This is a genomic window from Stenotrophomonas sp. CCNWLW57 (assembly GCF_037203925.1).
In the GTDB taxonomy this organism is placed as follows: Bacteria; Pseudomonadota; Gammaproteobacteria; order Xanthomonadales; family Xanthomonadaceae; genus Stenotrophomonas; species Stenotrophomonas rhizophila_A.
Map to the genome: position 1 here is coordinate 843,182 of NZ_JBBCBJ010000001.1, position 25,130 is coordinate 868,311.

22 protein-coding genes are annotated in these 25,130 nt (G+C 67.9%); 14 read left to right on the forward strand and 8 right to left on the reverse strand.

All coding sequences use genetic code 11. The features are described 5' to 3' along the window. Positions 1–112: 112 nt before the first annotated feature. A complete protein-coding gene (locus tag V9K91_RS03690; RefSeq protein WP_336442711.1) occupies positions 113–3,466 on the reverse strand; it encodes a TIM-barrel domain-containing protein in 3,354 nt (1,117 codons plus the stop codon). Positions 3,467–3,789: 323 nt separating this feature from the next. On the opposite strand from V9K91_RS03690, the gene V9K91_RS03695 reads away from it, so the two are divergent. From V9K91_RS03695 to V9K91_RS03720, 6 genes are read left to right on the forward strand one after another with little or no spacing between them, the layout of a single operon-like run. After that, the gene (locus tag V9K91_RS03695; protein WP_336442712.1) at positions 3,790–4,947 is read left to right on the forward strand and encodes an SIS domain-containing protein; all 1,158 of its coding nucleotides are present in this window, start codon (positions 3,790–3,792) and stop codon (positions 4,945–4,947) included. Continuing rightward, positions 4,940–5,881, forward strand: a complete 942-nt coding sequence (locus V9K91_RS03700; protein ID WP_336442713.1) for an ROK family protein — start codon at positions 4,940–4,942, stop codon at positions 5,879–5,881. Before V9K91_RS03695 ends, V9K91_RS03700 begins: the two co-directional genes overlap by 8 nt. A gap of 38 nt (positions 5,882–5,919) precedes the next feature. Further along, positions 5,920–7,248: a D-tagatose-bisphosphate aldolase, class II, non-catalytic subunit gene (locus V9K91_RS03705; RefSeq protein WP_336442714.1), complete on the forward strand. Its 1,329-nt coding sequence runs from the start codon at positions 5,920–5,922 to the stop codon at positions 7,246–7,248. A 32-nt stretch (positions 7,249–7,280) separates the two neighbouring features. Beyond that, the gene (locus V9K91_RS03710) at positions 7,281–8,057 is read left to right on the forward strand and encodes a DeoR family transcriptional regulator (protein ID WP_068854349.1); all 777 of its coding nucleotides are present in this window, start codon (positions 7,281–7,283) and stop codon (positions 8,055–8,057) included. Next, positions 8,054–9,169, forward strand: coding sequence for an N-acetylglucosamine-6-phosphate deacetylase (nagA, locus tag V9K91_RS03715; protein WP_336442715.1), 1,116 nt, complete (start codon positions 8,054–8,056; stop codon positions 9,167–9,169). Before V9K91_RS03710 ends, nagA begins: the two co-directional genes overlap by 4 nt. Positions 9,170–9,218: 49 nt before the next feature. After that, complete coding sequence (locus tag V9K91_RS03720; RefSeq protein WP_306987306.1) at positions 9,219–11,027, forward strand: MFS transporter; 1,809 nt, start codon at positions 9,219–9,221, stop codon at positions 11,025–11,027. 6 nt (positions 11,028–11,033) lie between these two features. Here the strand turns inward: V9K91_RS03720 and V9K91_RS03725 are convergent, their stop codons facing one another. The 5 genes from V9K91_RS03725 to V9K91_RS03745 form a co-directional block, all read right to left on the reverse strand. Beyond that, a complete protein-coding gene (locus V9K91_RS03725; protein ID WP_068854352.1) occupies positions 11,034–11,519 on the reverse strand; it encodes a hypothetical protein in 486 nt (161 codons plus the stop codon). A 46-nt stretch (positions 11,520–11,565) separates the two neighbouring features. Beyond that, positions 11,566–12,129 carry a DUF308 domain-containing protein gene (locus V9K91_RS03730; protein ID WP_068854353.1) on the reverse strand — a complete coding sequence of 188 codons (564 nt, stop codon included), beginning with the start codon at positions 12,127–12,129 and terminating at the stop codon, positions 11,566–11,568. Positions 12,130–12,198: 69 nt separating this feature from the next. After that, a complete protein-coding gene (locus V9K91_RS03735) occupies positions 12,199–12,897 on the reverse strand; it encodes a ComF family protein (RefSeq protein WP_249833285.1) in 699 nt (232 codons plus the stop codon). 120 nt (positions 12,898–13,017) lie between these two features. Next, positions 13,018–14,289 (reverse strand): HipA domain-containing protein, encoded by a 1,272-nt coding sequence (locus V9K91_RS03740; RefSeq protein ID WP_336442716.1) that lies wholly within the window; start codon positions 14,287–14,289, stop codon positions 13,018–13,020. Positions 14,290–14,291: 2 nt separating this feature from the next. Then, positions 14,292–14,786, reverse strand: coding sequence for a helix-turn-helix transcriptional regulator (locus tag V9K91_RS03745; protein ID WP_336442717.1), 495 nt, complete (start codon positions 14,784–14,786; stop codon positions 14,292–14,294). Positions 14,787–15,015: 229 nt separating this feature from the next. Here V9K91_RS03745 and bioB point away from each other — a divergent pair, with 229 nt between their 5' ends. From bioB to bioC, 5 genes are all read left to right on the forward strand, one after another. Then, positions 15,016–16,050, forward strand: coding sequence for a biotin synthase BioB (gene bioB / locus V9K91_RS03750; RefSeq protein WP_336442718.1), 1,035 nt, complete (start codon positions 15,016–15,018; stop codon positions 16,048–16,050). A gap of 79 nt (positions 16,051–16,129) precedes the next feature. After that, positions 16,130–17,341: an 8-amino-7-oxononanoate synthase gene (gene bioF / locus V9K91_RS03755; RefSeq protein WP_210131266.1), complete on the forward strand. Its 1,212-nt coding sequence runs from the start codon at positions 16,130–16,132 to the stop codon at positions 17,339–17,341. Positions 17,342–17,363: 22 nt separating this feature from the next. Continuing rightward, positions 17,364–18,125 carry a pimeloyl-ACP methyl ester esterase BioH gene (gene bioH / locus V9K91_RS03760; protein ID WP_210131449.1) on the forward strand — a complete coding sequence of 254 codons (762 nt, stop codon included), beginning with the start codon at positions 17,364–17,366 and terminating at the stop codon, positions 18,123–18,125. Between the two features lie 58 nt (positions 18,126–18,183). Then, entirely contained in the window at positions 18,184–18,966 is a 783-nt protein-coding gene (locus V9K91_RS03765; RefSeq protein WP_068854358.1) for an SDR family oxidoreductase, read from the forward strand. Positions 18,967–19,016: 50 nt separating this feature from the next. Next, the gene (gene bioC, locus V9K91_RS03770; RefSeq protein ID WP_068854359.1) at positions 19,017–19,901 is read left to right on the forward strand and encodes a malonyl-ACP O-methyltransferase BioC; all 885 of its coding nucleotides are present in this window, start codon (positions 19,017–19,019) and stop codon (positions 19,899–19,901) included. A gap of 17 nt (positions 19,902–19,918) precedes the next feature. On the opposite strand, the gene V9K91_RS03775 is transcribed toward bioC, so the two are convergent. Continuing rightward, positions 19,919–20,542: a YdcF family protein gene (locus V9K91_RS03775; RefSeq protein ID WP_095363317.1), complete on the reverse strand. Its 624-nt coding sequence runs from the start codon at positions 20,540–20,542 to the stop codon at positions 19,919–19,921. Further along, positions 20,527–21,486 (reverse strand): pyridoxal-phosphate dependent enzyme, encoded by a 960-nt coding sequence (locus tag V9K91_RS03780; RefSeq protein ID WP_306987302.1) that lies wholly within the window; start codon positions 21,484–21,486, stop codon positions 20,527–20,529. The genes V9K91_RS03775 and V9K91_RS03780 overlap by 16 nt, the downstream gene beginning before the upstream one ends. A gap of 111 nt (positions 21,487–21,597) precedes the next feature. On the opposite strand from V9K91_RS03780, the gene V9K91_RS03785 reads away from it, so the two are divergent. From V9K91_RS03785 to V9K91_RS03795, 3 genes are all read left to right on the forward strand, one after another. Further along, positions 21,598–22,140, forward strand: coding sequence for a hypothetical protein (locus V9K91_RS03785; RefSeq protein ID WP_095363194.1), 543 nt, complete (start codon positions 21,598–21,600; stop codon positions 22,138–22,140). A 493-nt stretch (positions 22,141–22,633) separates the two neighbouring features. Then, positions 22,634–24,523 (forward strand): tRNA uridine-5-carboxymethylaminomethyl(34) synthesis enzyme MnmG, encoded by a 1,890-nt coding sequence (gene mnmG, locus V9K91_RS03790; protein WP_336442719.1) that lies wholly within the window; start codon positions 22,634–22,636, stop codon positions 24,521–24,523. A 41-nt stretch (positions 24,524–24,564) separates the two neighbouring features. Beyond that, complete coding sequence (locus tag V9K91_RS03795; protein WP_068854363.1) at positions 24,565–25,098, forward strand: gamma carbonic anhydrase family protein; 534 nt, start codon at positions 24,565–24,567, stop codon at positions 25,096–25,098. The last annotated feature ends 32 nt before the right edge of the window (positions 25,099–25,130 follow it).

The following is a 25,130-nucleotide window of genomic DNA, read 5'->3' on the forward strand; positions in this document are numbered from 1 at the left end:
CGCAGCGTGGGGCTGCCTGGGTGGGTTTTTTCGGCAACAGTCACCCGCACCACGGCCGGCGGGCCGTAGTCGGGAAACGGTGGGGAATTCTGTTTTTCGGTACGTCCCTGGGTTACGGCGACACGATGGTGGCGGTATCGCCCTCCTGTCCGATCAGTGCGGCGTTGGCCCAGTTGCCACACACCTGTGCGGGCTGCGTGCCTTGTGCGCCCAGCGTGCGCAGGCTCAGGCGCTGCAGGCCGCGGATATCCAGTTCTGGCTTGACCACGCCCGGTGCCTTCACCAGGCCGCTGTCGTAGAGCAGGCGGTCATCGCCCCAGACCTGGAACTGCATGCCGCCGGCGCTGCGGCACGCATCGTCGATGCCCAGGTCCGCGCGCAGCAGGCGCCACTGGCCCTGAAGCTGCAGGTCGATGCGGCTGGCTGGGCCCACGCCCAGGCCACGGCGGAACAGCAGGCCGTTCATGCGCATGGGTTGCCCGCCGTGGAAGGCGAGGTCGGCGCGCACCTGTGCGTTGGCCGCGGCCGGCAAGGTCAGTTCGGACAGGTAGCGCTGCTGCGCCGGGCGCTCTGCAACCTGGTGTTCCAGGATCTGGAACGTGGACAGGGTGATCGGACCGACATCACGCGGCTGCAGTGCATCCACCGCACGCGCGACGTTGCCCTGCGCCGCAGTGACCATCGGGTCGCTGCCAGCGGCCCCATCACCGTCCGGGTTGTGCACGCTGAGCACGCGGAAGCGCAGCAGCCGGCCGGCGCGCGCAGGGAAGTCGATCTGCTGCAGGTCCTGCTTCAGCGCCAGGCGGCCGCGCTTGATCGGCTCGCCCCATTCGCCATTGGTGTCGGCCAGATAGATCTCGTAGTCGCGGATCTGCCCGCTCTTCCAGTGCTGGTCATTGCGTGGTGCCAGTGCGATGCCGTCGATCAGGCGGCGCTCGCCAAAGCCGATCACCCATTCGTGGGCGCCGGTGCGCACGGCCTGGTTGCGCACGGTGCGGAACCAAGTGGCCGGGTCGTCGTCGAATGCCTTTTCCAGTTCGTAGCCGCGCTCTTCGGCCGGGCGGTTGACCACCAGCAGGCTGTCGGCCGGCAATGCGCGGCCCAGCACCGGTGCGGCGGGGAACACATCATCGGCAGCTGCCGGTGCCTGCGCGATATCGAGCTGGAAGGCCAGCGGCTGGCGGACATCGGTGGGTACGGTACGCACATGCACGGTGCCACGGCGTTCGCCTGCATCGAAGTACCAGCCTTCCGGCGCGGCCTGCCACGCGGCCGCATCTGTGAGCATCGGCAGCACGCGGCCATCAAGACTGACCGCTGCCGGCTTGTGCCGGCTGAGTACGCGCAGCGCGTAGCGGCGCTGTGCCAGCTGCCCCTGGTACTGACCGCGCACGCCATCAATGTTCACCTGCACCCGGCCACTGCCCTGCGCCGGCGCCTGCATGGTGACCTGCTGCTGGCTGGATTCGCCCTTCTCGTAGCGGCGCGTGTTGCCATCGTCTTCGTACAGCGTGTACTGCGAGCTGCCCTGCGGGTAGAGGTCGAAGGTGACCTCATCCAGCGGTTTCTGGCCGTCGTACAGCATCTCTGGATACATCGGCACGATGGCACCGGCCCGCACGAACAAGGGGATTGTTGCCAGATCGACCGGGCGGTCCAGCTGACGGCCTTCGGCACCGGCCTGCAGCGCGCGGCCATCCCAGTAATCGATCCAGCGGCCCTGCGGCAGGTGGATGTCGCGGCGCCAGCCACGGCTGGCGGCCAGGCTGCGGTACACCGGCGCCACGAGCAGGTCGCGGCCGAGCAGGAACTGGTACTTCCAGGTTTCGTTCCAGGCGTTGGGGTCCTGCGGGTAATCCCACATCAGCGCGCGCAGGATCGGCGCGCCGGTCGTCGCCGCGTCGTGGGCCAGCCCGTACATGTACGGGGTCATGCGCATTTTCAGCTTGAGGTAATCGCGGTTGACGCTGCGGTAGGGCTCGTCGAACCACCACGGGTGCTTGCGCGCACTGCCCGACCAGCCCGACATGCCCATCAGCACCGGGGTGAAGCTCTTCCACTGCAGGTCGCGGGTGAACGTTTCGGCGCTGCCGCCGAAGATCGCATCCACATCGCCACTGGCGTAGGCCATGCCCGAGAGGCCCGATCCGACCAGGGTGGGAATGTGCCAGCGGATGTAATCCCAACTGCTGCTCTGGTCGCCGGTCCAGGCGACCGCGTAGCGCTGGATGCCGGCCCAGCCCATCACCGTCCACAGGAACGGGCGCGAATCGGAGTTGTGCAGGATGCCGTTGAACGCGGACTGGTTGGCATCCATCGCGAACTGGTAGCCCTTGCCGGTCCAGGCCACGTCCAGCTTCTGCACGCGGCTGCCGGCGGTGTCGACTTCCCAGGCGATCTTGTCCACGCCGTTCTCGGTCCACAGCCCGGTCTTGAAGCCGTAGCCAGCCAGGCCCTTCACCGTTTCCGGCAGGGCCTTGTAGCCGCAGCCGTAGCCGTCGTTGGGGAGGATCCAGCCGCCGGGCATGTCGTGCTCGCGGTACTGTTTTGCCACGCTGTCGACCACGTCCGGGGTGGTGCCGGTGGGGCCATCGCTCCAGCCTTCGGGCACGCTGCCGGGCTTCTTGATGTTGTCGCCATCGTTGTAGCAATCTGCGTCGCCGTACGAGAACGCCCAGCGCGGCAGCAAGGCGGCGCGCCCGGTCAGTGCGGTGTAGCGGTCCAGCAGCGCGGGCAGGCCGGCGCCGACGAAGTAGTAGGCATCGAAGCGGTCTTCGCGGTGCAGCAGCGTGGCCTGGTCGGCCTGGCGCAGGTCGTAGCTGCCATCGCTCCAGGTGTTGCGCAGCATGCCCCAGCCGCGTGAGCTGAGCAGCATCGGCGCCGGGTTGGGGCGGTCGCCCTCTTCCCAGCCACCGGAGTAGGAGACCTCCAGCTCACGCCCCTTGAAAGCGAAGCGCCCGTTCTGCTGGCCACCGCCGACGAACTGTTCGTCGGCCTGGCTGCTCAGGACCTGCACGCTCTGTGCGGTATCCAGGTCCAGCGGCTGCAGTTCGCGCCAGAGCGGCACGTCCTTGCCGGCCTCGCGCCGGTCCAGTGCCAGGCGCAGCGGCTGGCGCTGGATGTGCAGCACCAGCGCGTCGGTGCGGATGCGCACCTCGTTGCCGTCTTCTTCCAGTTGGAATGGCACGGCCGCAGTAGCCTGCGGCAGCACGATGGGGGCGGCCTTGTCGCCGGCCGGCAGCAGTTTGCCGGTGCGGCTGGCCTGCACGCGCAGCATGTCGGGGCGCAGCAGGTCCACGCGCACGGTCATGCCGTTATCGGTGGTCAGCGTCCAGGCCGTGGCCGACGCGGCCGGCTCGGCACGTAGTGCGCTCAGGTTGCCCAACGGCGCTGCCAGCGCCGGTGTGGCCGCCAGCAGCGACAGAAGAGAGATGGCCAGTACGGTGCGTCGACAACGGGTAACCACTTCGCCCCCAAAGCCCGCGTTCGGCGGGTGTCCGAAACCAGTGCGGCCGACTATGGGGCAGGCTATCGAAAGATGTCAAGAAATTGAAAAGAAAAAGGATTAGGAATTCTATCAAAACGAAAGATGATGCAAAGCACCACTTTCTTTCTGCCGGCTGAATGCGATGGTTTTTCCGTTGCAGGACGCGCAGATAGACCCAGTTAATCGCGCAAGAACCGACAGCAATAGTGAAGAATGTGATCCAGATATCTTATTTTAATCTTTCGATATTTGACATTTCGAAAGAAAACACTGATCGTGCGGTCGCCCAACAGGAATAGCGAATGGACGTCACTCTGCTCCCCGATATGCCCGCCTGGCAGCGCCTGGGTGGCGCGCACACCGCAGAAGAGATCGCGCAACAACCCGCCCTCTGGTCAGCGTTGGCCGACGTGCTGGAGGCCACCCGCGACCGCATCGACGCGTTCCTGGGTGACGCGCTGCGCCAGCCGGGCCAGCGGGTCATCTTCACCGGTGCCGGCAGTTCGGGCTTCATCGCCGAGATGGTCGCCGACCAGATCAATGCGCAGTGGCCGGCAGACGTCCGCGCCATCCACACCACCAGCCTGCTCACCCACCCGGCGCTGTACCTGCAGCGCGACCGACCGACCCTGCTGGTGTCGTTCGGGCGCAGCGGCTCCAGCCCGGAAAGCGTGGCGGCGGTGGACCTGGTGCGGGCGCAGGTGGACGACGCGCGCTTCCTGGACATCACCTGCAATGCCGATGGCGCGTTGGCACAGCGCGGCCAGGGCCGCAGCGACACGCTGTCGCTGCTGATGCCGCCGGCCAGCTGCGACCGCGCCTTTGCCATGACCAGCAGCCTGAGCTGCATGCTGCTGGCCGCGTTGAGTGTGTTCGATGGCGCGCCGTGGGCCGAGCGCATCGCGCGCCTGCGCAGCCTGGCCGAGCGCGGTACGCAGGCCGTGAGCAACTGGGACGCCCCGGTCGCAGCGCTCGCGCGCACCGATATCTCGCGGGTGATCTACCTGGGCAGTGGCCCGCTGGAAGCGACCGCGCGCGAAGCGGCGTTGAAGGTGCTGGAACTCACTGCCGGCCGGGTGCTGGCGCTGGCCAACACCCCGCTCGGGTTCCGCCACGGGCCGAAATCCACGCTCAACGGCACCACGCTGGTGGTGGTACTGCGCAGCGCGCAGCCGCTGGCGCGACGCTACGAGCAGGACCTGCTGGAAGAGCTGCGCCGCGATGGCATCGCCGCCCGCGTGATCTCGGTCGGCCCGGCCGGCAGCGACAGTGCCGACGGCGATTTCCTGCTGCAGGTACCTGCCCTGCCCGATCCGTGGCTGGCCCCGCTGTGGCTGGTGATGGCGCAGTGCTTCGCGCTGCAGCGTTCGGCCGTGCTCGGCCTGACCCCCGACAACCCGTTCCCGGATGGCACGGTCAACCGCGTGGTGCAGGGCGTGACGATCCACGACCATGGCTGAGCAGCGCATGCAGACCTGGTACGGCATCGATATCGGCGGCACCAAGATTGAACTGGTGGCCTGCGACGCTGCGTTGAACGTGCATTATCGCCAGCGCGTGGCGACGCCCACGAATGACTACGCCGCCTTCGTGGCGGCGATCGGCCAGCTGGTGGATGACGCCGATGCAGCCGTTGGCACGCGTGCCGTCGCGGTAGGCCTGGGCCTGCCCGGTGTGCGCGATCGGGACAGCGGCCGCCAGTTGAGCGCCAACGTGCCCGCGCTGAGCGGCCACACGGTGGGGCATGACCTGGAAGCACGGCTGCAGCGCCCGCTGGCACTGGGTAACGACCTGCAGTGTTTTGCCCTTTCCGAAGCGCACGACGGCGCCGCCGCCGGCTACCCCAGCATGTTCGGAGTGATCCTGGGCACCGGCGCGGGCGGTGGCTACTGCCTGGGCGGAAAGCTCGTCGCGGGCAACAACGGCATTGCCGGTGAGTGGGGCCACTGGAGCCTGCCGGCCACGCTGCAGCTGCGCCATGACCTGCCGCTGCTGGACTGCGGCTGCGGGCTGCGCGGCTGCCTGGAGCGCTATGTCTCCGGCAGCGGCCTGGCGTTGATCCATGAACGCCATGGCGGCCTGGCCTGCGACGCCACCGCCGTGGTGGAGCAGGCGCAGGCCGGCGATCCGATCGCGCTGCAGGCACTGGCCATCCACCGCGACCTTCTCGGCTACAGCTTCGCCAGCCTGATCCTGGCGCTGGACCCGCACGTGATCGTGCTGGGGGGCGGGCTGTCGAAACTGGAGCAGCTGTACCGCGACCTGCCTGCCGCCATTGCGCCCTACCTGTTCAACGGGGTGCGCGTACCGCCGATCCTGCCCCCAGCCTTCGGCGATGCCGGCGGTGCACGCGGCGCGGCGCTGCTGGCGCGCCAGCACCATCCCGCGCCCTGAATCCCTTCTTTCCGTTCCGCTGCACCTGGAGTGTTGCCATGTCTGCCGTCCAATCGTTGATCGCCGCCCATCGCCAGGGCCAGCCCGTTGGCCTGTACAGCGTGTGCTGCAGCAACGAGCAGGTGCTGCTGGCCGCCATGCAGGTCGCGCGCGAACACGACACGGTGCTGCTGATCGAAGCCACCTCCAACCAGGTGGACCAGTTCGGCGGCTACACCGGCATGACCCCGCCGCAGTACCGCGATTACGTGCTGCAGCTGGCGCGAAGCCAGGGCTTCCCGGCGGAGCGGCTGATCCTGGGCGGCGACCATCTCGGCCCGAACGCCTGGCAGAAGGGGCCGGCCGACGTCGCGATGGCCAACGCGCGCACGCTGGTTGCCGCCTACGTGGCCGCCGGCTTCCACAAGATCCACCTGGACTGCAGCATGTCCTGCGCCGACGACCCGACCCCGCTGCCGGATGCGGTCGTGGCCGCGCGCTCGGCCGAACTGGCGCGCATTGCCGAACGCACGGCCGCGGAGAACGGGCTGCCGCCACCGGTCTACGTGATCGGTACCGAAGTGCCTGTTCCCGGTGGCGAAGCCTCCCTGGAAGGTGGCTTGGCCGTGACCACGCCCACCGCTGCCGCCGTCACGCTGGCGATTCACCGCGAGGCATTCTCCGCACCGGACCTGGTGCCGGCCTGGGAGCGCGTGATCGCGATGGTGGTGCAGCCCGGCGTGGATTTCGACCACAGCAGCGTGCACCACTACGACCCGGCCGCCGCCCGCGAGCTCTCGGCGTTCGTGGAAACCCAGCCGCGCATCGTGTTCGAAGCCCATTCCACCGATTACCAGACCGAAGCCGGCCTGCATGCGCTGGTGCGCGACCACTTCGCCATCCTCAAGGTGGGTCCGGCGGCGACCTACGCGTTCCGCGAGGCGGTGTTCGCGCTGGCGATGATCGAACGCGAGCTCCTTCCTGGGGAGGAAGCGTCACGGATCATCGAGGTCCTGGACCGCTGCATGCTCGACAAGCCGTCCAGCTGGGCCAGCTACTACCAGGGCGATGCGCACGAACAGCGCCTGCTGCGCGCCTATTCCCTGAGCGACCGCAGCCGCTACTACTGGGGCGAACCGGCCGTGCAGGCCGCACTGGCCACCCTGGTCGACAACCTCACCCGCCAGGCACCCCCGCTCATGCTGCTCAGCCAGTACCTGCCCGAGCAGCTGCGCGCGGTGCAGGCAGGTGAGCTGGCGGCCGAACCGCTGGCGCTGATCCGGCACAAGGTGGGGCTGCGCCTGGCGGAATACGCCCGGGCTTGCGCTCGCAATGCGTTCGGCGCGGATAACGAAGCTTTTTCTGCCACGGAGCTTTCGGAACGGTAAGCTTCGGCTTTCCTTCCGAACGGAATCGCCCCATGCGCAACACACGGCAGCGCCGCCAACAGATCCTGCAGCTGCTGGTCGAACACGGCAACGTGCAGGTCAGCGAACTGGTGGAGCGCTTCGGCGTTTCGGCAGTGACCATTCGCGCCGACCTGACCCACATCGAAGCGCAGGGCCTGGCCACGCGTACCCACGGCGGCGCCACCCTGGTGCGCAAGCCCCCGCTGGAGCAGGACATCCATGAAAAGGACACGCTGAACCTGCCGCTGAAAGACAGCATCGGCGCGCATGCCGCGCGGCTGGTACGCGCTGGCGACAACATCATCATCGATTCCGGTTCCACCACCATGACGCTGGCGCGCCACCTGCGCGAACACCGCGACGTGACGGTGATGACCAACGGGCTGAACATCGCCTGGGAGCTGGCCAATGCACCGGGCGTGGAACTGCTGCTCACCGGGGGCCTGCTGCGCAAGCAGTCACTGTCGCTGCAGGGCAGCCAGGCCGAGGCCAGCCTCAATACCTACAGCTTCGACACCCTGTTCCTGGGCGTGGACGGGCTGGACCTGCAGTTCGGGCTCACCACCCACCATGAAGCCGAGGCCCGCCTCAACCACCGCATGGTGGAGCGCGCACGGCGCGTGGTGGTGCTCACCGACGCCTCCAAGTTCGGCCACGTCAGCCTGCACCGCATCGCCCGCCTGGACCAGGTCCACACCATCATCACCGATGCCAGCATCGATGCGGAGTACCTGGAAGGGCTGCAGAAGCTGGGCATCGAAGTGATCATTGCCGAGTCGCCGCCTTGAACCCGGTTTCCACCCTGCATGGCCGCATCCTGACCCCGTCCGGGTGGGTGCGCGGCGACATAGCGTTTGGCCAGCGCATCGTGTCGATCAGCAGCGACCACGCTGACCCGCGTGGCGATGACGAGGTGCCGCTGATCCTGCCCGGCTTCATCGACCTGCATGTGCATGGCGGTGCCGGGGTGGACATCATGCAGGGCGGAAATACCGCGCAGACGGTGGCACGCGCGCACGCGCGGCATGGCACCACCGCGCTGCTGGGCACCACCATGACCGCCGAGGCAGGCGACATCGTGCGTGCGCTGCAGGGCCTGTCCACCGCGATTGCGCAGCGCGATACCGGCATGGCGCGCGTGCTGGGCGTGCACCTGGAAGGCCCGTTCATCAGCGCCGAGCGGCTGGGTGCGCAGCCGCCGCTGGTGGTGGAAGCCACGCTTGATGATGTGCGCCGCCTGCACGCCATCGCACCGATCAAGGTGCTGACCCTGGCACCGGAAATCGGCCAGCACCTTGCATTGATCCCGGCATTGAACGCGCTCGGCATCCGCGTGCAGCTGGGCCACAGCGCAGGCAGTTACGAGCAGGGCGTGGCCGCGCTGGAGGCAGGCGCCGCCGGCTTCACCCATCTGTTCAACGGCATGACCGGCGTGGACCACTACCATCCCGGCATCGCCACGGCAGCGCTGGCGCATGCCGAGTACGCCGAACTCATTCCCGACCTCCAGCACGTGCACCCCGGCGCGATCCGCACCGCGCTGCGCGCGATTCCGCGCCTGTACTGCGTGACCGACGCCACCGCGGCCACCGGCATGCCCGATGGCGAATACGCGCTCGGCGTGCAGCGCGTGCACAAGTGTCTGGGCTGCGTGCGCCTGGAAAGTGGCTCGCTGGCCGGCAGCGCGCTGACCATGGACCAGGCACTGCGCAACCTGGTTGCGCTGGGTCTGGCGTTGGATGACGCATCCAACCGCGTTTCACGCAACCCCGCCGACTATCTGGGCCTGGATGACCGCGGCCGCCTGCAACCGGGCGCGTGGGCGGACCTGGTCGTGCTCGATCATGACCTGCGCGTGCAGCAGGTAGTGGTGGAAGGCGAACGCATCACGCTTGACTGAGTGATTCCGCGCCCCGTGCGGCGCGTTCCAACGTAGACAGGACCGCACCATGAACGACGCTTCCGCCGTGATGCCCGTGCCCGCTTCCGCCAATGCGCCGCGTTGGCCGGTGCGCTATCTGCTCTTCATCGGCGGCATGGGCGGCCTGCTCTACGGCATCGACATCGGCATCATCGCCGGCGCCCTGCCTTACCTCGAGGCCACGGCCACCGCCAGCTGGCACCTGACCACCCAGCAGCTTGGCTTCGTGGTGGCTGCGGTGCTGCTGGGCAGCGTGCTGTCCTCGCTGTTTGCCGGCGCCGTGGCCGACCTGATCGGCCGGCGCGGCGCGATGGTGCTGGCCGGCGTGCTGTTCACCGCCAGCATTCCGGTGATGGCGCTGTCCGAAGGCTATGGACCGCTGTTGATGGGGCGCCTGCTGCAGGGCATCAGCGGCGGCCTGATCGGCGTGGTGGTGCCGCTGTACCTCGCCGAAGTGTTGAGTCCCGAACGACGCGGGCGTGGCGCGGCGATGTTCCAGCTGCTGCTCACCATCGGACTGGTACTGGCGGCGGTGATCGGGCTGTATCACGCCCACAGCGTGGACGCCGCCACTGCCGCCGTGCGCCACCTGCCGGGCGAGGAGCAGCAGCGCATGTTGTTCGCGGTGAAGGATCACGCCTGGCGCACCATCTTCTGGAGTTGCCTGCTGCCCGGGTTGGTGTTCACCGGCGGCGCGTTGCTGATCAGCGAATCGCCCCGTTGGCTGGTGCGGCGCGGCCGCATTGAGAAAGCACGCAGCGCCCTGCAGCGCACGGTGGCGCCGGCGGAGGTGGAAGCCACGCTGGCGCGCATGCAGGCGCCCGATGCACCGGCCAGCGATGGCAGCCCGGCCAGGCGCGATCCGCTGCTGAGCCGCCGCTATGTGTGGCCCTTCGTGCTGGCCTGCCTGGTGCTGGCCTTCACCCAGGCGACCGGCATCAACTCGGTACTGGCCTATGCGGTGAACATCCTCCACCAGGCGGGGCTGCCCGGCGCAGTGGCCAACTGGGCCGATGTCTCCATCAAGCTGCTCAATGCGCTGATGACCATCGTCGCGCTGGTGCTGGTGGATCGCAAAGGCCGCAAGTTCCTGTTGATGCTGGGCACCGGCGGCATCACCATCGCGCTGCTGGGCGCCGCGCTGCTGTTCGTTCGCAGCGAACACGGGCGGTTGGATGTACAGCCCGCGCTACAGCAGCAGGTGTATGGGCAGTCGCTGTCACTGCCAATGGATGCCGCGCAGTGGCGGCGGCTGGATGGCAACGCCGACGGTCAGCCGCTGCAGCTCACGGTGTCCTACGCCTACGGCGGCTTCAGCAACGTGCGTTCGCTGCGCAGCGACAACCCCATCGACGCCACGCTGCAGATCCGCCGCGAAGACGCGGTGTCGGCTGACAGCGTGATCGGCGCGTTCTTCCGCCGCCTCAACCTCAACCCGTTCCCGGATCCGGCCGCCGCCGTCCAGGCACCGCTGGTGATCGAGCGCGCGGTCATCGGCCCGGTGCCCTCGCCCACGCACGGCTGGCTGGTGGCCGGCTGCATCCTGTTGTTCGTGGCGTTCTTCGCGGTGGGCCCGGGCGTCTGCGTGTGGCTTGCGCTGTCGGAGCTGATGCCTACCCGCATCCGCTCCAACGGCATGAGCATCGCGCTGCTGATCAACCAGTTCGTATCCACGGTGATCGCGGCGATCTTCCTGCCCACGGTGGGCCACCACGGCTACGCCAGCATGTTCTTCTTCTGGGCCGGCTGCACGCTGCTGTACTTCCTGGTGGCCGCGTTCCTGCTGCCGGAAACCAAGGGCAAGACGCTGGAGGAGATCGAAGCGCGGTTCCGCTAGACAGCGCTACGGTCGCCCGGTGATCCGGGTAACCAGCGCGGTGGCTTCGTCCGCCTCAAGGCCCGAGGTCATCATGCTCTCGCCGAAGGGGCCGCTGAGGTTCGCCCGGGAGATCGGTTCGCCATCGACGGTGAGCACCATCGTCCGTCCGACCAGGCGCTCGGTGGCGCTGTGGATGCGGGGCGCGGCGGCGTCGGTGAACGCGTAGTACACGTTGGCCTTTCCGTCCTCGTTGACCACTTGGCGCACGCTGGCAATTGCGCCGGTCGTGAACACGGGCGGGTTGGCCAGCTTGACGGTCTCCCCGTGTGCGAAGCGGACCTCGACGCCCGGCTCGCCGACCTCCGCGACCGGGCGCATTTCGATGCGTACATCGGCGAGCGGCGGGTTGCCCTGCGCTGCAGGGTTCAACGCCGCGCCGTTGTGCTGGTTGCATGCCGTGACCAGCAGCAGGCTCGCTGCCGCCAGGCTCCATCGCCATCCGTTGCGCATTGCCGTACTCCCATTGTTTGAAGCATTGTGGCCCGAACCGGAGCCGTCAGCGCAACTTCCTGAGCCGGAACGCCACCACGACCTGCAGTACGCCGTAGATCAGGCTGCCGATGCCGATCCACAGCGTGGTCACCGCCACCCCGCCGAGCGGGTTGCCGAACATCATGACGCCCAGCACGATGGCCAGCAGGCCGCTGACGATCAGCAGCCATTCGCCTTCTATCTGCCTGCGTACGCGGATGGCGAACACGATGCGGTACACACCGGCCAGGATCAGCCAGATCGCCAGCAGCAGCACCAGCACCTTGGCCGTCACCAGGGGGTTGATCACTGCCAGCGCGCCAAAACCGATCGAGGCCAGCGCGTAGACCAGTGCCCAGCCGCGCGGCGCACCGCTGTTGCCGCTGAATACCGCGAACAGGCTGACCAGGCCTTCCACCAGCGCCATCACGCCGATGGCCCAGGCCAGCCCGGCGGCGGCGGACAGCGGCCGGACGATGGCGATCAGGCCGAAGCCGATCGCAATCAAGCCATACAGCAGCACCACCCACCAGCTGCGGCCCACCAGCGACAACAGCGACGTAGTGCGCAGTTCCGGAGCCTGGCTCATGACGGTGTTCCTGGGAGGAGAGTCAACCGCGATGCTAGGCCCAGCCCCTGTGCAGGCCATGGCAAGGTGTCACGGCGCCCGGGCGCAGACCCACAGCGTGGCCTCCTGCAGGCCAGACCGGCGCAGCGCCCTCACGCCCGCGTCCAGGGTGGCGCCGGTGGTCATCACATCGTCCACGAGGGTCAGCCGGGACGGCGGGGTGGCCCGCACGGCGAAGGCGCCTTTGAGGTTCTGGCGACGTGCGTCCGCGTCCAGCGTGGATTGAGCCAGGGTCGCCCGGCTGCGGCACAGCCCGGTCCAGAGCGGCAACTGGAGCTCCCGCGCCAACGGGCGGGCCAGTTCCCGGGCCTGGTCGTAGCCCCGCTCGCGAAGGCGGCGCCCATGCAGCGGCATTGGCAGCAGCGGGTACTCCGCGAAGTCCGGCACGGCGTGCAGCATCAGCTGCGAGAGCAGCCGCCCTGCGGCCAGGTCCTGGTGGAACTTGAAGCGCAGCACCAGCCGGTCGATCGGCGGCGCGTACAGGAAGGTCGCCGCCGCCCCGGCCTGCCGCGGCGGCTCGGCCAGGCAGCCACCGCACACCTTGGCCGGTTCATCCGGCGGCAGCGGCAGCGCGCACAACGGGCAGGCATGGTCGTTCCACGGAAGCTCGGCGTAGCAGGCGGCGCACAGATCCAGCCCGTCATTTCCCGGATTGGCGCAGACCAGGCAGCGCAGCGGCAGCGCCTGCAATGTCAGCCACGAAAGTGCATCAAGCAGTTTTGGGAACATGCAGTTGGTCCAACCTGGCCCGGCCGCCCAGCTTCTGGGCCGCGCCCAATTGGCGGTATCAGGACAGTTCCCTACCGAGCGTCACGGAGGTCCGTGCGCGCAGTCTCAACGGCGACAATCTCAGCGGTGAGGGTCGATGACAGCATCCATTCGATCGATCTCGCCTCGCGTGGCGCCGTGCGCGCGTGCCACGCTGCGCCACGTTTCTACAACGCGGCGCACTTCAGCTTCAATGCCAGCCGCTCGTTCTGAGGTCAGCTGGTAGTACGCCGCGGTCGCCATTACATGTCCCGTGCTGGGAGTAGGGTCTGCAGCATCGAGTGCAAGCACATGGGTCTCGCTTGCCGTATTCGGATTGATGTCGTAAGCCGGAGAGAGCACCCAGCCTGTCTGTCTGCGGATGAAACCATGGTTGCGCAGGTGGTCGTCGCGATTGCCGATGAGTACGTTGAACAGCACCCTTCGGAACAGTTGCTCCAGATCCTCCACGATCTGACCTTGGGCTCCACTTTCTTCGATGATACCCGCGAGATCCAGATAGCTGTGGTCTTCGCTGTGCTCGGCGTCGAGCAGGGTGTGTGCGGACGCAAAGTAGACGCGATCGTTCCCGGTCCTGTCGAAACGTTTGACTGCGAAGGTGTGTCCCCGGGGCGAGAGGTTCAAAAGCGCTGCCGGCGGCATGGCGACACCCGCTGCGGTGGCGAGTTCGTAGGTGATGTATTCCCATAGGCCAACGTCATGACCATCGTCGCGGCCGGGAAACTTTGCCAGCCACAACGAGCCGTCGGTGTCCCGGTAACCCGCCTTGGGCCGTGCCCCGCCAAGCGAAGCGCCGGGTGCGACCAGTTGCGCCAACCCGTGGTCCTCCTCGTCCCTGGCCAGCTTGGCTCCAGACTCGATCTTGCACGCAATGCTCTCCAGCCGACGCAGATCGGTGATGGGAGGTGTAGAAGGATGGACGGACGCCAACCAGGTTCGCGTGTCGGGGTCGCACAACCGGATGGCGCCCATGCGGGTCGCGTCATCCACACCCATCAGGTAGTCCCACGCACGCAGGCTTTTGAGTTTTTCACCTTCGCGACGGGCCCTTGCTGCCTCACGGCGGTCCATCAGCAGTCGCCCCCATCGGTCAGGCGCGCTGTCGTGGAAAGCCGGAGACACCTCTCCTGCATCTCTACGGGCATACTGCCGGCCCTCCACGAGCGGCAGATTTCCATCGAGCGCAAACGGGTTGATGCCCATTGCCCCACTCAACCAGAGGTCGGTGTACTCAAAGGCGACGATGTCGCCTGCCCGGCCTGCGCTCTTGCTGAGCCAGCCCAGCTGCACGGGACGGCAAAGCGCTGGCGCATCCAGCCAGACCTCCCGGTCAACCTGCTCAGACGCTGCCATCGCTATTTGCCGCCACGAGGTTTCGAGCCTCGCACGGGAATGGCCGGAACGTTGATCGGCGACGGTCTGCGGCTGGCGCGCAGTGCGTATCTTTCAGCTTCCGGCTCTGCTACCGCGTGGGTCTGGGTCAGTGGAGCTGCGGTCAGTGCCGGCGGGAGGACCGCGTGGGCGGGCTTACGCTGCCTGGAGGAGGGCCGACGCAGACTGCGGGTGGCCAGCTGCAGCCCCACGTCATCATCCGCCGCGATCCTGTCGATGTCCTGGTCGAGCCCAAGCGTCGACAACACCCGCAACACGGTTGAAAGGCTGGTACTGGGATCGCCTGCTTCAAGCTTGCCGATCGTGGTCCGATCAACGCCTACGCGTTCGGCGAGGTTGACCTGTGTCATCCCCCTTGCGACCCGGGCGGTACGAAGCCGCTGCCCCAGCGCTTCGATGCGTTTGGCGTGTTGCGGCCTGACAGGGGGTACTCGCTTTGCCATGTCAAATATATCCATCACTTAGCGCGCTTACGTTGCTTTTATCTCACATTTTTAGCGCATGAGCCAATTGACCTCGTTGATGTAGCATTAAAGCTGCATAGCATCGCTTTAGGTTGCTTTTATTCATCATACAGACACCTCCGCGCAGCCATGTAAACCATTGATGGATCTTGCAGGTTGACAGTCTGCGCTGCGTTTCACCAGACTGCCGCCCCTTCGTTCTCCAATCTGTCAGGACACTGCCATGGCTTCTGTCATCCGCCACGACTGGCACCCCGAGGAGCTGCTGGCGTTGTTCGAGCTGCCCTTCCCGGAGCTGCTGTACCGGGCGGCGGGCGTGCACCGGGAGCACTTTGATCCCACCGAGGTGCAGGTCTCGACCCTGCTCTCGGTCAAGACCGGCGGCTGCCCGGAGGACTGCGCATACTGCCCGCAGGCCCAGCGCTACGACACCGGGGTGAGCGCACAGAAGCTGATGGCCACCGACGACGTGGTCGCCAAGGCCCGCCAGGCCAAGGCCGCCGGGGCGTCGCGGTTCTGCATGGGCGCGGCGTGGCGGTCGCCCAAGGACCGCGACATCCCCAAGGTGGCGGCGATGATCCGCGAGGTGAAGGCACTGGGGCTGGAAACCTGCGCCACGCTGGGCATGCTCGACGGCGCGCAGGCCGTGGCCCTGCGCGAGGCCGGGCTGGACTACTACAACCACAACCTGGATACCGCGCCGGATTACTACGACTCGATCATCCACACCCGCCAGTACCAGGACCGGCTGGATACACTGCAACACGTGCGCGAGGCGGGGCTGAAGACCTGCTGCGGCGGCATCGTCGGCATGGGCGAAACCCGCGCGCACCGCGCCGGGCTGCTGCTGGCGCTGGCCAACCTGCCGGCGCACCCCGATTCGGTGCCGATCAACCGGCTGGTGCAGGTGGCGGGCACGCCGTTGCATGGCAGTGCCGAACTGGACCCGTTCGAGTTCGTGCGGATGATCGCGGTGGCCCGCATCGTGATGCCCAGGGCAATGGTGCGGCTGTCGGCCGGGCGCGAAGCAATGAGCGATGAGCTGCAGGCGCTGTGCTTCCTGGCCGGGGCCAACTCGATCTTTTACGGCGAAAAGCTGCTGACCACCGGCAATCCGGACACCGAACGCGACCTGGCCCTGTTCAGCCGGCTGGGCCTGCGCCCGATGGCGGTGCAGGTGGATGCGGCCGGGCATGACCACCCCGGCACCGTGCATGCCGACATCACCTGTGGCGCTGGTTGCGGACAAGCGGCCTGAGCCCTGCCCCGGGCGGTGCAGCGCAGTGCCCGGCAACCGGGTACGCTAGCTGCCCTGCCTGCCCATGACATTGACGACCATGGCCCGTACCGACCTGCACGACCGCATCCAGTCCCAGCGCAAGCTTCGCGAAGCGCAGGGCCGTATCCGCGTGCGTCGCACGGTAACCCGGCGCGATGGCGTGCGCCTGGAGGTCAATGGCCAGTGGCTCACCGGCTTCTGCAGCAATGATTACCTGGGCCTGTCCCAGCAGTTCGGCGTGGTCAGCGCGCTGCAGGATGCCGCCGCGCGCGAAGGTGCCGGGGCGGGCGCCTCCCACCTGATCTGCGGCCACCATGCGCTGCATGAAGCGCTGGAACAGGAAGTGGCCGACTGGTTGGGCTACCCGCGTGCGCTGCTGTTTGGCAGCGGCTTTGCCGCCAACCTGGCGGTGCAGCAGGCACTGCTCAGCGAAGAAGACGATGTGTGCGTGCAGGACCGGCTCAACCACGCCAGCCTGCTCGATGCCACGCGCCTGGCCGGCTGCCGCCTGCGCCGCTACCCGCACCTGGATACCGAAGGTGCGCTGCGCCAGCTCAAGCACGCACCCGACGGCGCGGCGATGCTGGTCACCGATGGTGTCTTCAGCATGGATGGCGACATCGCCCCGCTGCGCTCGCTCTCGCTGGTGGCGCGCATGCAGGAAGCGGTGTTGTACGTGGACGACGCACACGGCGTGGGCGTGATCGGCGAGCACGGCCGCGGCTGCGTGGCCGACGCCGGGCTGGGCGTGGCCGACGTGCCGCTGCAGCTGGTCACGCTGGGCAAGGCCTTGGGTGGCAGTGGCGCGCTGGTGGTGGGCGACGAGGCGATGATCCAGCACCTGGCCGAAACCGCACGCCCCTACATCTACACCACGGCGCTGCCGCCGGCGCAGGCGGCTGCGGCATTGGCCGCGGTGAAGCTGGCACGCCGCGACGACTGGCGCCGCGAAAAGCTGGCCGAACTGGTCGGCGTGTTCCGTGCCGGCGCGCGCCAGCATGGGCTGGAACTGATGCCGTCGGACACGCCGATCCAGCCGCTGCTGTGCGGGGCCGAATCGACCGTGATGGGCTTGTCGGCCGCGCTTGAAGCGGCTGGTTTCCTGGTCAGCGCGATCCGTCCACCGACCGTGCCCGAAGGCAAGGCACGCCTGCGCGTGACCCTGTCGGCGCTGCACACGGTGCCGGAAGTACGTGCGCTCACCGATGCCATCGCCCACGCACGCGACCAGGTGCTGCGCCAGCAGGCACTGGATGCGCTGAGCGCGTGATGCACGGCGGTTGGGTGTGAGCATGCATATCGAGGTGGTCGGCAGCGGGCCGGCGCTGGTACTGATCCACGGCTGGGCCCTGCATGGCGGTGTGTTCGCGCCGCTGGTCGAGCGGTTGTCGGCGCAGTTCGAGCTGCACCTGGTCGACCTGCCCGGGCACGGCAACAGCCGCGACGATGCCACCCCGCTGCGCCTGCCGTTCGTGGTCGGTGCGATTGCCGCCGCGACCCCGCCGGCCGTGTGGTGTGGCTGGTCGCTGGGTGGGCTGTTCGCGCTGCATGCGGCGGCCACGCTGCCCAAGGTGCGTGGGCTGGCGATGATCGCAGCCACACCGCGCTTCGTGCGTGGCGAGGACTGGCCATACGCCGTGGAAACCGCGGTCTTCGAACAGTTCGGCCAGGACCTGGCGCAGGACTATCGCGGCACGCTGGAGCGCTTCCTGGCCCTGGATGCGATGGGCTCCGAACACGCCCGGCAGGAACTGCGCAGCTTGCGCGCGGCGCTGGTAGCGCGCGGTGAGCCCGCCCCGCGTGCCCTGCAGGAAGGCCTTCGCCTCCTGGAAAGCGCTGACCTGCGTGGCGCCCTGCCCCGCCTGCCCGTGCCCAGCCTGTGGTTGGCCGGTCAGCGCGACCGGCTGGTGTCGGCGCGGGCCATGCAGGCTGCTGCCGCGCTCGCACCGCGTTCCAGCGTGCATGTAGTGGCCCATGGCGGACACGCGCCGTTCCTGGGCCACACCGACGAGGTGGCGGCGCAGCTGCAACACTTCGTTGCCTCGCTTTCCTGACCCACCGGCGCGCGCATCGCCGATCATGTACGCCTGTCCCCCACTACGGAACTGATGCATGGACCTTGGAATCGCCGGCCGCTGGGCCCTCGTCTGCGCTGCCAGCAAAGGCCTGGGACTGGGCTGCGCCCGCGCGCTGGCGCGCGAGGGCGTGAACGTGGTGATCGCCGCCCGGGGTGAGGAAGCCCTCGCCCACGCCGGTGAAGAACTCCGGGCGCTGCCGGGCGCCGGCAAAGTAATCACGGTGGTCGCCGATGTCACCACCGAGGCCGGCCGCGCGGCGGCGCTGGCCGCCTGCCCGCAGGTGGACATCCTGGTCAACAACGCCGGTGGGCCGCCGGCGGGCGACTTCCGCCAGTTCGAGCGCGAGGACTGGATCGCTGCGCTGGACGCGAACATGCTGGCGCCGATCGCGCTGATCCGTGCCACCGTGGATGGCATGATCGAACGTGGCTTCGGGCGCGTGGTCAACATCACCTCCTCGTCGGTGAAGGCACCCATCGACATCCTGGGCCTGTCCAATGGCGCGCGCTCGGGCCTGACCGGCTTCGTCGCCGGGCTGGCGCGCCGCACCGTGGCGCACAACGTCACGCTCAACAACCTGCTGCCCGGCCAGTTCGACACCGACCGGCTGCGCGGCAACTTCGCGTACATGGCGCAGCAACAGGGCGTGGATGCGGGGCAGATCGCCGAGCGCAAGCGCACCCACATTCCGGCCGGGCGCTTCGGCACCGCCGATGAATTCGGCGCGGCGTGCGCGTTCCTGTGCAGTGCGCAGTCGGGTTACATCACCGGGCAGAACCTGTTGATTGATGGCGGGGCTTACCCCGGTACGTTCTGAGTTTCCGGCGCACGACCAACGGTCGTGCGCTACCGCATAGTGAGCCTTACATGACCGCCAGCTTTGATCCCCAGCACGTCCGCCGCGCGTTTTCGCGCGCCGCCAGCAGTTACGACGCCGCCGCTGCGCTGCAGCGCGAGGTGGAGAAGCGGCTGCTCGAATCGCTGGACTATCTCGAAAGCCGGCAGCCGGAGGTGGTGCTGGACGTGGGCAGCGGCACCGGCCACGCCAGTGCGGCGATGAAGAAGCGATGGCCGAAGGCGCAGGTGATCGCGCTGGACATGGCCGAGCCGATGCTGCGCGAAGCGAAGAAGCAGGCCGGCTGGTGGAAGCCCTTCACCCGGGTGTGCGGTGATGCGCAGGCGTTGCCTCTGCGCGACCAGAGCGTGGATGTGATCTACAGCAACCTGTGCCTGCAGTGGGTGGAGGACCTGCCCGCGGTGTTCGCCGGCTTCCGTCGCGTGCTCAAGCCGGGCGGGCTGCTGGTGTGTTCCACGTTCGGCCCGGAAACGCTGATCGAGCTGCGCGACGCGTTCGCCAGCGCCGATGACACCTCGCACGTGAGCCGGTTCCCGCCGATTGCGCAGTTCGGCGACGCGCTGATGATGTCCGGCTTCCGCGACCCGGTGCTGGACCGCGACCTGTTCACGCTCACCTATTCCGACATGGATGCACTGATGCGCGAGCTGCGCGCCATTGGCGCAACCAATGCACGCCAGGATCGCCGGCATACGTTGACCGGGCGCGGCAGGTTCGCTGCAGCGCGCGCCGCCTATGAACCGCTGCGTCGCGAGGACGGCACGCTGCCCAGCAGCTGGGAAGTGATTTACGCGCACGCGTGGGCGCCGGATGCGGGCGCGCCGATCCGCGAGCGCGGGCAGGATGTGGCCAGCGTGCCGGTGTCGGCGATTCCGATCCGGCGCAAGACCACCTGACCAACCAGAAATATCGGTCAGGAGCCGTTCGACGACGGGAACATGTCCCGATGGAAGAAATAGATTTCCTGCGCCAGGAACTTCCAGCTGGTATGGAAGCTGCGGAACCGCGTGCTCGGCGTTGACGAGGCCAGTGCATCGATGCCCAGTTCGCGGGCCAGGCGCAGCGCGCGCGCCATGTGCAGCGGGTCGCTGACGATGATCACCCGGTGCAGCTTGTGCTGGTCCATCAACAGCCGCGCTTCGGCCAGGTTCTGGCGGGTGGTGCGCGAGGCGGTTTCAATCAGGATCGCGTCGTCCGGCACGCCCTGTTTCAAGGCGTAACGGCGCGCGACCTGCGATTCGGAAAAGCGCGCGCCGGTGCCGCCGTAGCCGCCGGTGAAGATCAGCAATGGCGCGTAGCCCTGGCGGTACAGATCCAGCCCATGCCGGATGCGCTCTTCGAACACCGGCGACGGCTTGGCGTCGTAGGCCGCCGCGCCCAGCACGATGATCGCATCGGCCTTGGCCGCCTGGTCGCGCTCACCGACCCAGACGATCCATGCGGTGACACAGAGCAGCCAGGCCGCCAACAGCATGCACAGCCGCCACAGCCAGCCCCCCAGCCCGACCCGTGCGCGCCGGGTCATGCCGCGGCCCAGGGCAGGGCATCCAGGTCGACGTTGCCGCCGGACAGCACCACGCCCACCCGCTGCCCGGCAAACCGCGCGGGCTGGGACAGGATCGCGGCCAGCGCAATCGCCGAGGACGGTTCCACCACCTGCTTGAGCACCTGCCACAGCAGGCGCATGGCCGCGACGGTGGCCGCATCGTCCACGGTGATCACCTCGGCCGCGCCCTGCAGCAGCGCGAAGTTCGGCGCGCCGAGCGTGCCTCGCAGGCCATCGCAGATCGTGTCGGGGGTGAAGTCCAGCCGGCGCTCGCCGGCGTGCAGCGAACGGGCCGTATCGGCGGCGCCCTCCGGTTCGGCCAGTACCAGCCGCGTGACCGGACTCACCGCCTGCAGCGCCAGCCGGGTTCCAGCCGCCAGGCCACCGCCGCCCACCGGGACCACCAGCGTATCGAACGGACCGTGGCTGCCCAGCAGCTCCAGCGCCGCCGTGCCCTGCCCGGCAATGACGTGGGAATCGGCATAGGGATGGACCAGGGTGGCGCCGGTCTCGGCCTCGACCTGGGCGCACATCGCCTCGCGCGCGGCGATGGTCGAGTCGCAGCGCCACAGGGTGGCGCCATGACGCACGATGTTGGCCAGCTTGGCCGCTACCGCGCCTTCCGGCACCACCACATGGCAGGCAATGCCACGGGTGCGCGCGGCGAGCGCCAGCGCCGCACCGTGGTTGCCCGACGAATGGGTGACCACCCCGCGTGCGGCGACGGCCTCGGGCAGCGCCCAGACCGCGTTGCAGGCGCCGCGGAACTTGAAGGCACCGCCGCGCTGCAGATGCTCGGCCTTGAACGCCAGCCGAGCCCCGCTCAACGCGCCCAGCACCTGCGACTGCAGCACCGGGGTGACGCTGGCATGCGGCGCGATGCGCGCGGCGGCGGCCAAAAGGTCATCGACGCAGGGCAAGGATGAATCGGTCATGACACAAGATTAACGTGCCACGATGGCAACCGTTCATCCGGCCTGGGCAAAATTAAGGGCCGATTCAATGCGGCGGCCTGAAGCTGGGCCATACCCTAGGGGGACCCTTCCATGAAAATGCGCCTCATGCTTGCCGGCAGCCTGTTGCTGACGCTGTCTGGCTGCGCGACTTACGACTACGTGGGCGGCGGTGGTGGTGGCAACGGCTACTACCATGGCGCCCCGTCGGTGGAGTACCGCTATCCGGCCGGCTATCCGTACGGCTACGGCAGCGGCTACTACGGTGGCGGTGGCTATTACGGTTATGGCGGCTACGGTGGTTACAGCAACTACCCGATCTACCGGCCGTACCCGAACTACCGCCCGCCGCACAACCACCGCCCGCCGCCCCGCCCGGGCAACGGCAATGGTGGCCAGGTGCGCCCGCCGGACCGTCCGCGCCCGCCCTACAACGGCGGTTCACCGTGGCGGAACATGGATTCGGTCGGCCGCCCACCGCGTCCGGACCGCCCGCCGCAGCAGCGTCCCCAGCCGCAGCAGCAACAGCGTCCGGTGAGCGCGCCGCAGTCCCGACCCAGCCCGCCGGCCCAGCGCAGCAATGGCTCTCCCTGGCGAAATATGAATAAGTTGAACCAGCGCACACATGAGAACTAAGACCGCTTGATTTTCACCTGCCTGGCAGGTCAATCTAGCCGGGCAGTGACGGCCTCGGTCGAAAAGTGACAAAAACGACATACGGCGTCACATTGAGCTCTATGTCGATATCCGACAGGAACATCTGGATCCCCCCTGTTCCGGCCCTGTCGGATGTCGGCACCTACAACGCAGAAGGCCCCGCCAATGGCGGGGCCTTTTGTTCTATGGGGATAAAAAAACAGGGCCGACAGTCCCCCGACTGCCGGCCCTTCTGCTTCCCCGGGATGCGCATGGATCGGCCCCTGTTCCAATTCCGATCCGTAGCGCCTTTCGGCGCCTGCCATCCTGGGTGCTATTGGGTTATCTGCAGAGAACGTGCCAACTTTAGGGTTGATTGCGAATTTTTTTGCAGGCCCCCGTTCACGGACCCAGCGCGAACGGCGCTAAAATGACCACCCTGCCCTGTCCCAGGGCGGTTCCGGGCCGTACCGGCCCTGCCCCAGAGCACCCCATGACCGATTCTTTCTACGGCTACGACGTCATCGTGATCGGCGGCGGCCATGCCGGCACCGAAGCCGCGCTGGCAGCTGCCCGCAGCGGCGTACGCACCCTGCTGCTGACCCACAACGTGGAAACCATCGGCGCGATGAGCTGCAACCCGGCCATCGGCGGGATCGGCAAGGGCCATCTGGTCAAGGAGATCGACGCCTTGGGCGGTGCGATGGCGCATGCCGCCGACCGCGCCGGCATCCAGTGGCGCACGCTCAATGCCTCCAAGGGCCCGGCCGTGCGCGCCACTCGCTGCCAGGCCGACCGCAACCTGTACCGGATGGCCATCCGTGGGATCGTCGAGGCGCAGCCCAACCTGACCGTGTTCCAGGCCGCCGTGGATGACCTGGTCATCGAAGGTGACGCCGTGCGTGGCGTGATCACCCAGACCGGGCTGCAGTTCAACGCCCCGGCCGTGGTGCTTACCGCCGGCACCTTCCTGGCCGGCAAGATCCACGTCGGCCAGACCCAGTACGCCGCCGGCCGCATGGGCGACCCGCCGGCCACCACGCTGGCCGCGCGCCTGCGCGAGCGTCCGTTCGCGATCGACCGGCTCAAGACCGGCACCCCGCCGCGCATCGATGGCCGCTCGCTGGACTACAGCGTGATGGACGAGCAGCCCGGCGACAACCCGCGCCCGGTGATGTCCTTCCTGGGCAGCGTGGCCGAGCACCCGGCCCAGGTGAGCTGCTGGATCACCCACACCAGCGAGCACACCCACGAGATCATCCGCAGCGCGCTGCACCGCTCGCCGCTGTACAGCGGCCAGATCGAAGGCATCGGCCCGCGCTACTGCCCGTCCATCGAAGACAAGGTGGTGCGCTTTGCCGAGAAGGCCAGCCACCAGATCTTCGTCGAGCCCGAAGGGCTGGACGTGGTGGAGATCTACCCCAACGGCATTTCCACCTCGCTGCCGTTCGATGTGCAGCTGGCGCTGGTGCGCAGCATCCGTGGCTTCGAGAACGCGCACATCACGCGGCCCGGCTATGCCATCGAATACGACTTCTTCGACCCGCGCGGGTTGAACAACACGCTGGAAACCAAGGCGGTGTCCGGGCTGTTCTTCGCCGGGCAGATCAACGGCACCACCGGCTATGAAGAGGCGGCCGCGCAGGGCCTGCTGGCGGGCCTCAACGCCGCCCGCCGCGTGCGCGACGAGGCGGGCTGGTGCCCGCGCCGCGACGAGGCCTACCTGGGCGTGCTGGTGGATGACCTGATCACCCATGGCACCACCGAGCCGTACCGCATGTTCACCAGCCGCGCCGAGTATCGGCTGCAGCTGCGCGAAGACAACGCCGACGTGCGCCTGACCGGCATCGGCCGTGAGCTGGGCGTGGTCGACGACCGGCGCTGGGCGGCCTTCCAGGCCAAGCAGGAGGCAGTGGCGCAGGAATCGGCACGCCTGCGTGCACTGTGGGCGACCCCGGCCAACGCGCTGGGCCGCGAAGTGGAAGCCGCGCTGGGCGTGGCGGTCAGCCGCGAAACCAACGTGCTGGACCTGATCAAGCGCCCGGAACTGGATTACGCCAAGCTGATGCAGGTGCCCTCGCTGGGCCCAGGCGTGGCGGATGCGAAGGTGGCCGAGCAGGTCGAGATCGGGGTGAAGTACGCCGGCTACCTGGACCGCCAGCGCGAGGAGATCGAACGCCAGCAGCGCCATGAGAACACCGCCATCGATGCGGCGTTCGATTACGCCGGCGTGCGCGGGTTGTCGGCCGAAGTGCAGCAGAAGCTGGAGCGGGTACGCCCGCAGACCATCGGCCAGGCCCAGCGCATCCCGGGCATGACCCCGGCGGCGATCTCGCTGCTGCTGGTGCACCTGGAACGCGCCCGGCGCAGCCGGGTGGCGTAACCACGGCGGTATCATGGTGGCCTGCCTCGTGGAGCGTCACCATGTCCCCCCTTCGTCCCTTCCTCGATACCTTCCCCGTCGTTGGCGAGCGCGCCTGGATAGACCCGGCCTGCACGATCATCGGTGACGTGGTGCTCGGGGACGATGTGTCGGTGTGGCCGGGCACGGTGATCCGCGGCGACGTCAACCATGTGCGGATCGGCGCGCGCAGCAACATCCAGGATGGCACCATCATCCATGTCAGCCACCACAGCCCCTACAACAAGGGCGGCTACCCGACCCTGATCGGTGAGGGCGTCACTGTAGGCCACGGCACCATCATCCATGCCTGCACCATCGGCGAGTACAGCCTGATCGGGATGGGGGCGTGCATCCTCGATGGCGCCACCGTGAGCCGGCACAGCTTTGTCGGCGCCGGCGCGGTGATCGGACCGGGCAAGGTGGTGGGCGAAGGCGAGCTGTGGGTCGGCAACCCGGCCCGACCGGTGCGTACGCTCAGTGATCAGGAGATCGAGTCGCTGCATTACTCGGCCGACCACTACGTGCGGTTGAAGGACAAGTACTTGGGGATGTGACCCCGCACACGGTAAAGTCGGTCTCCGACCCA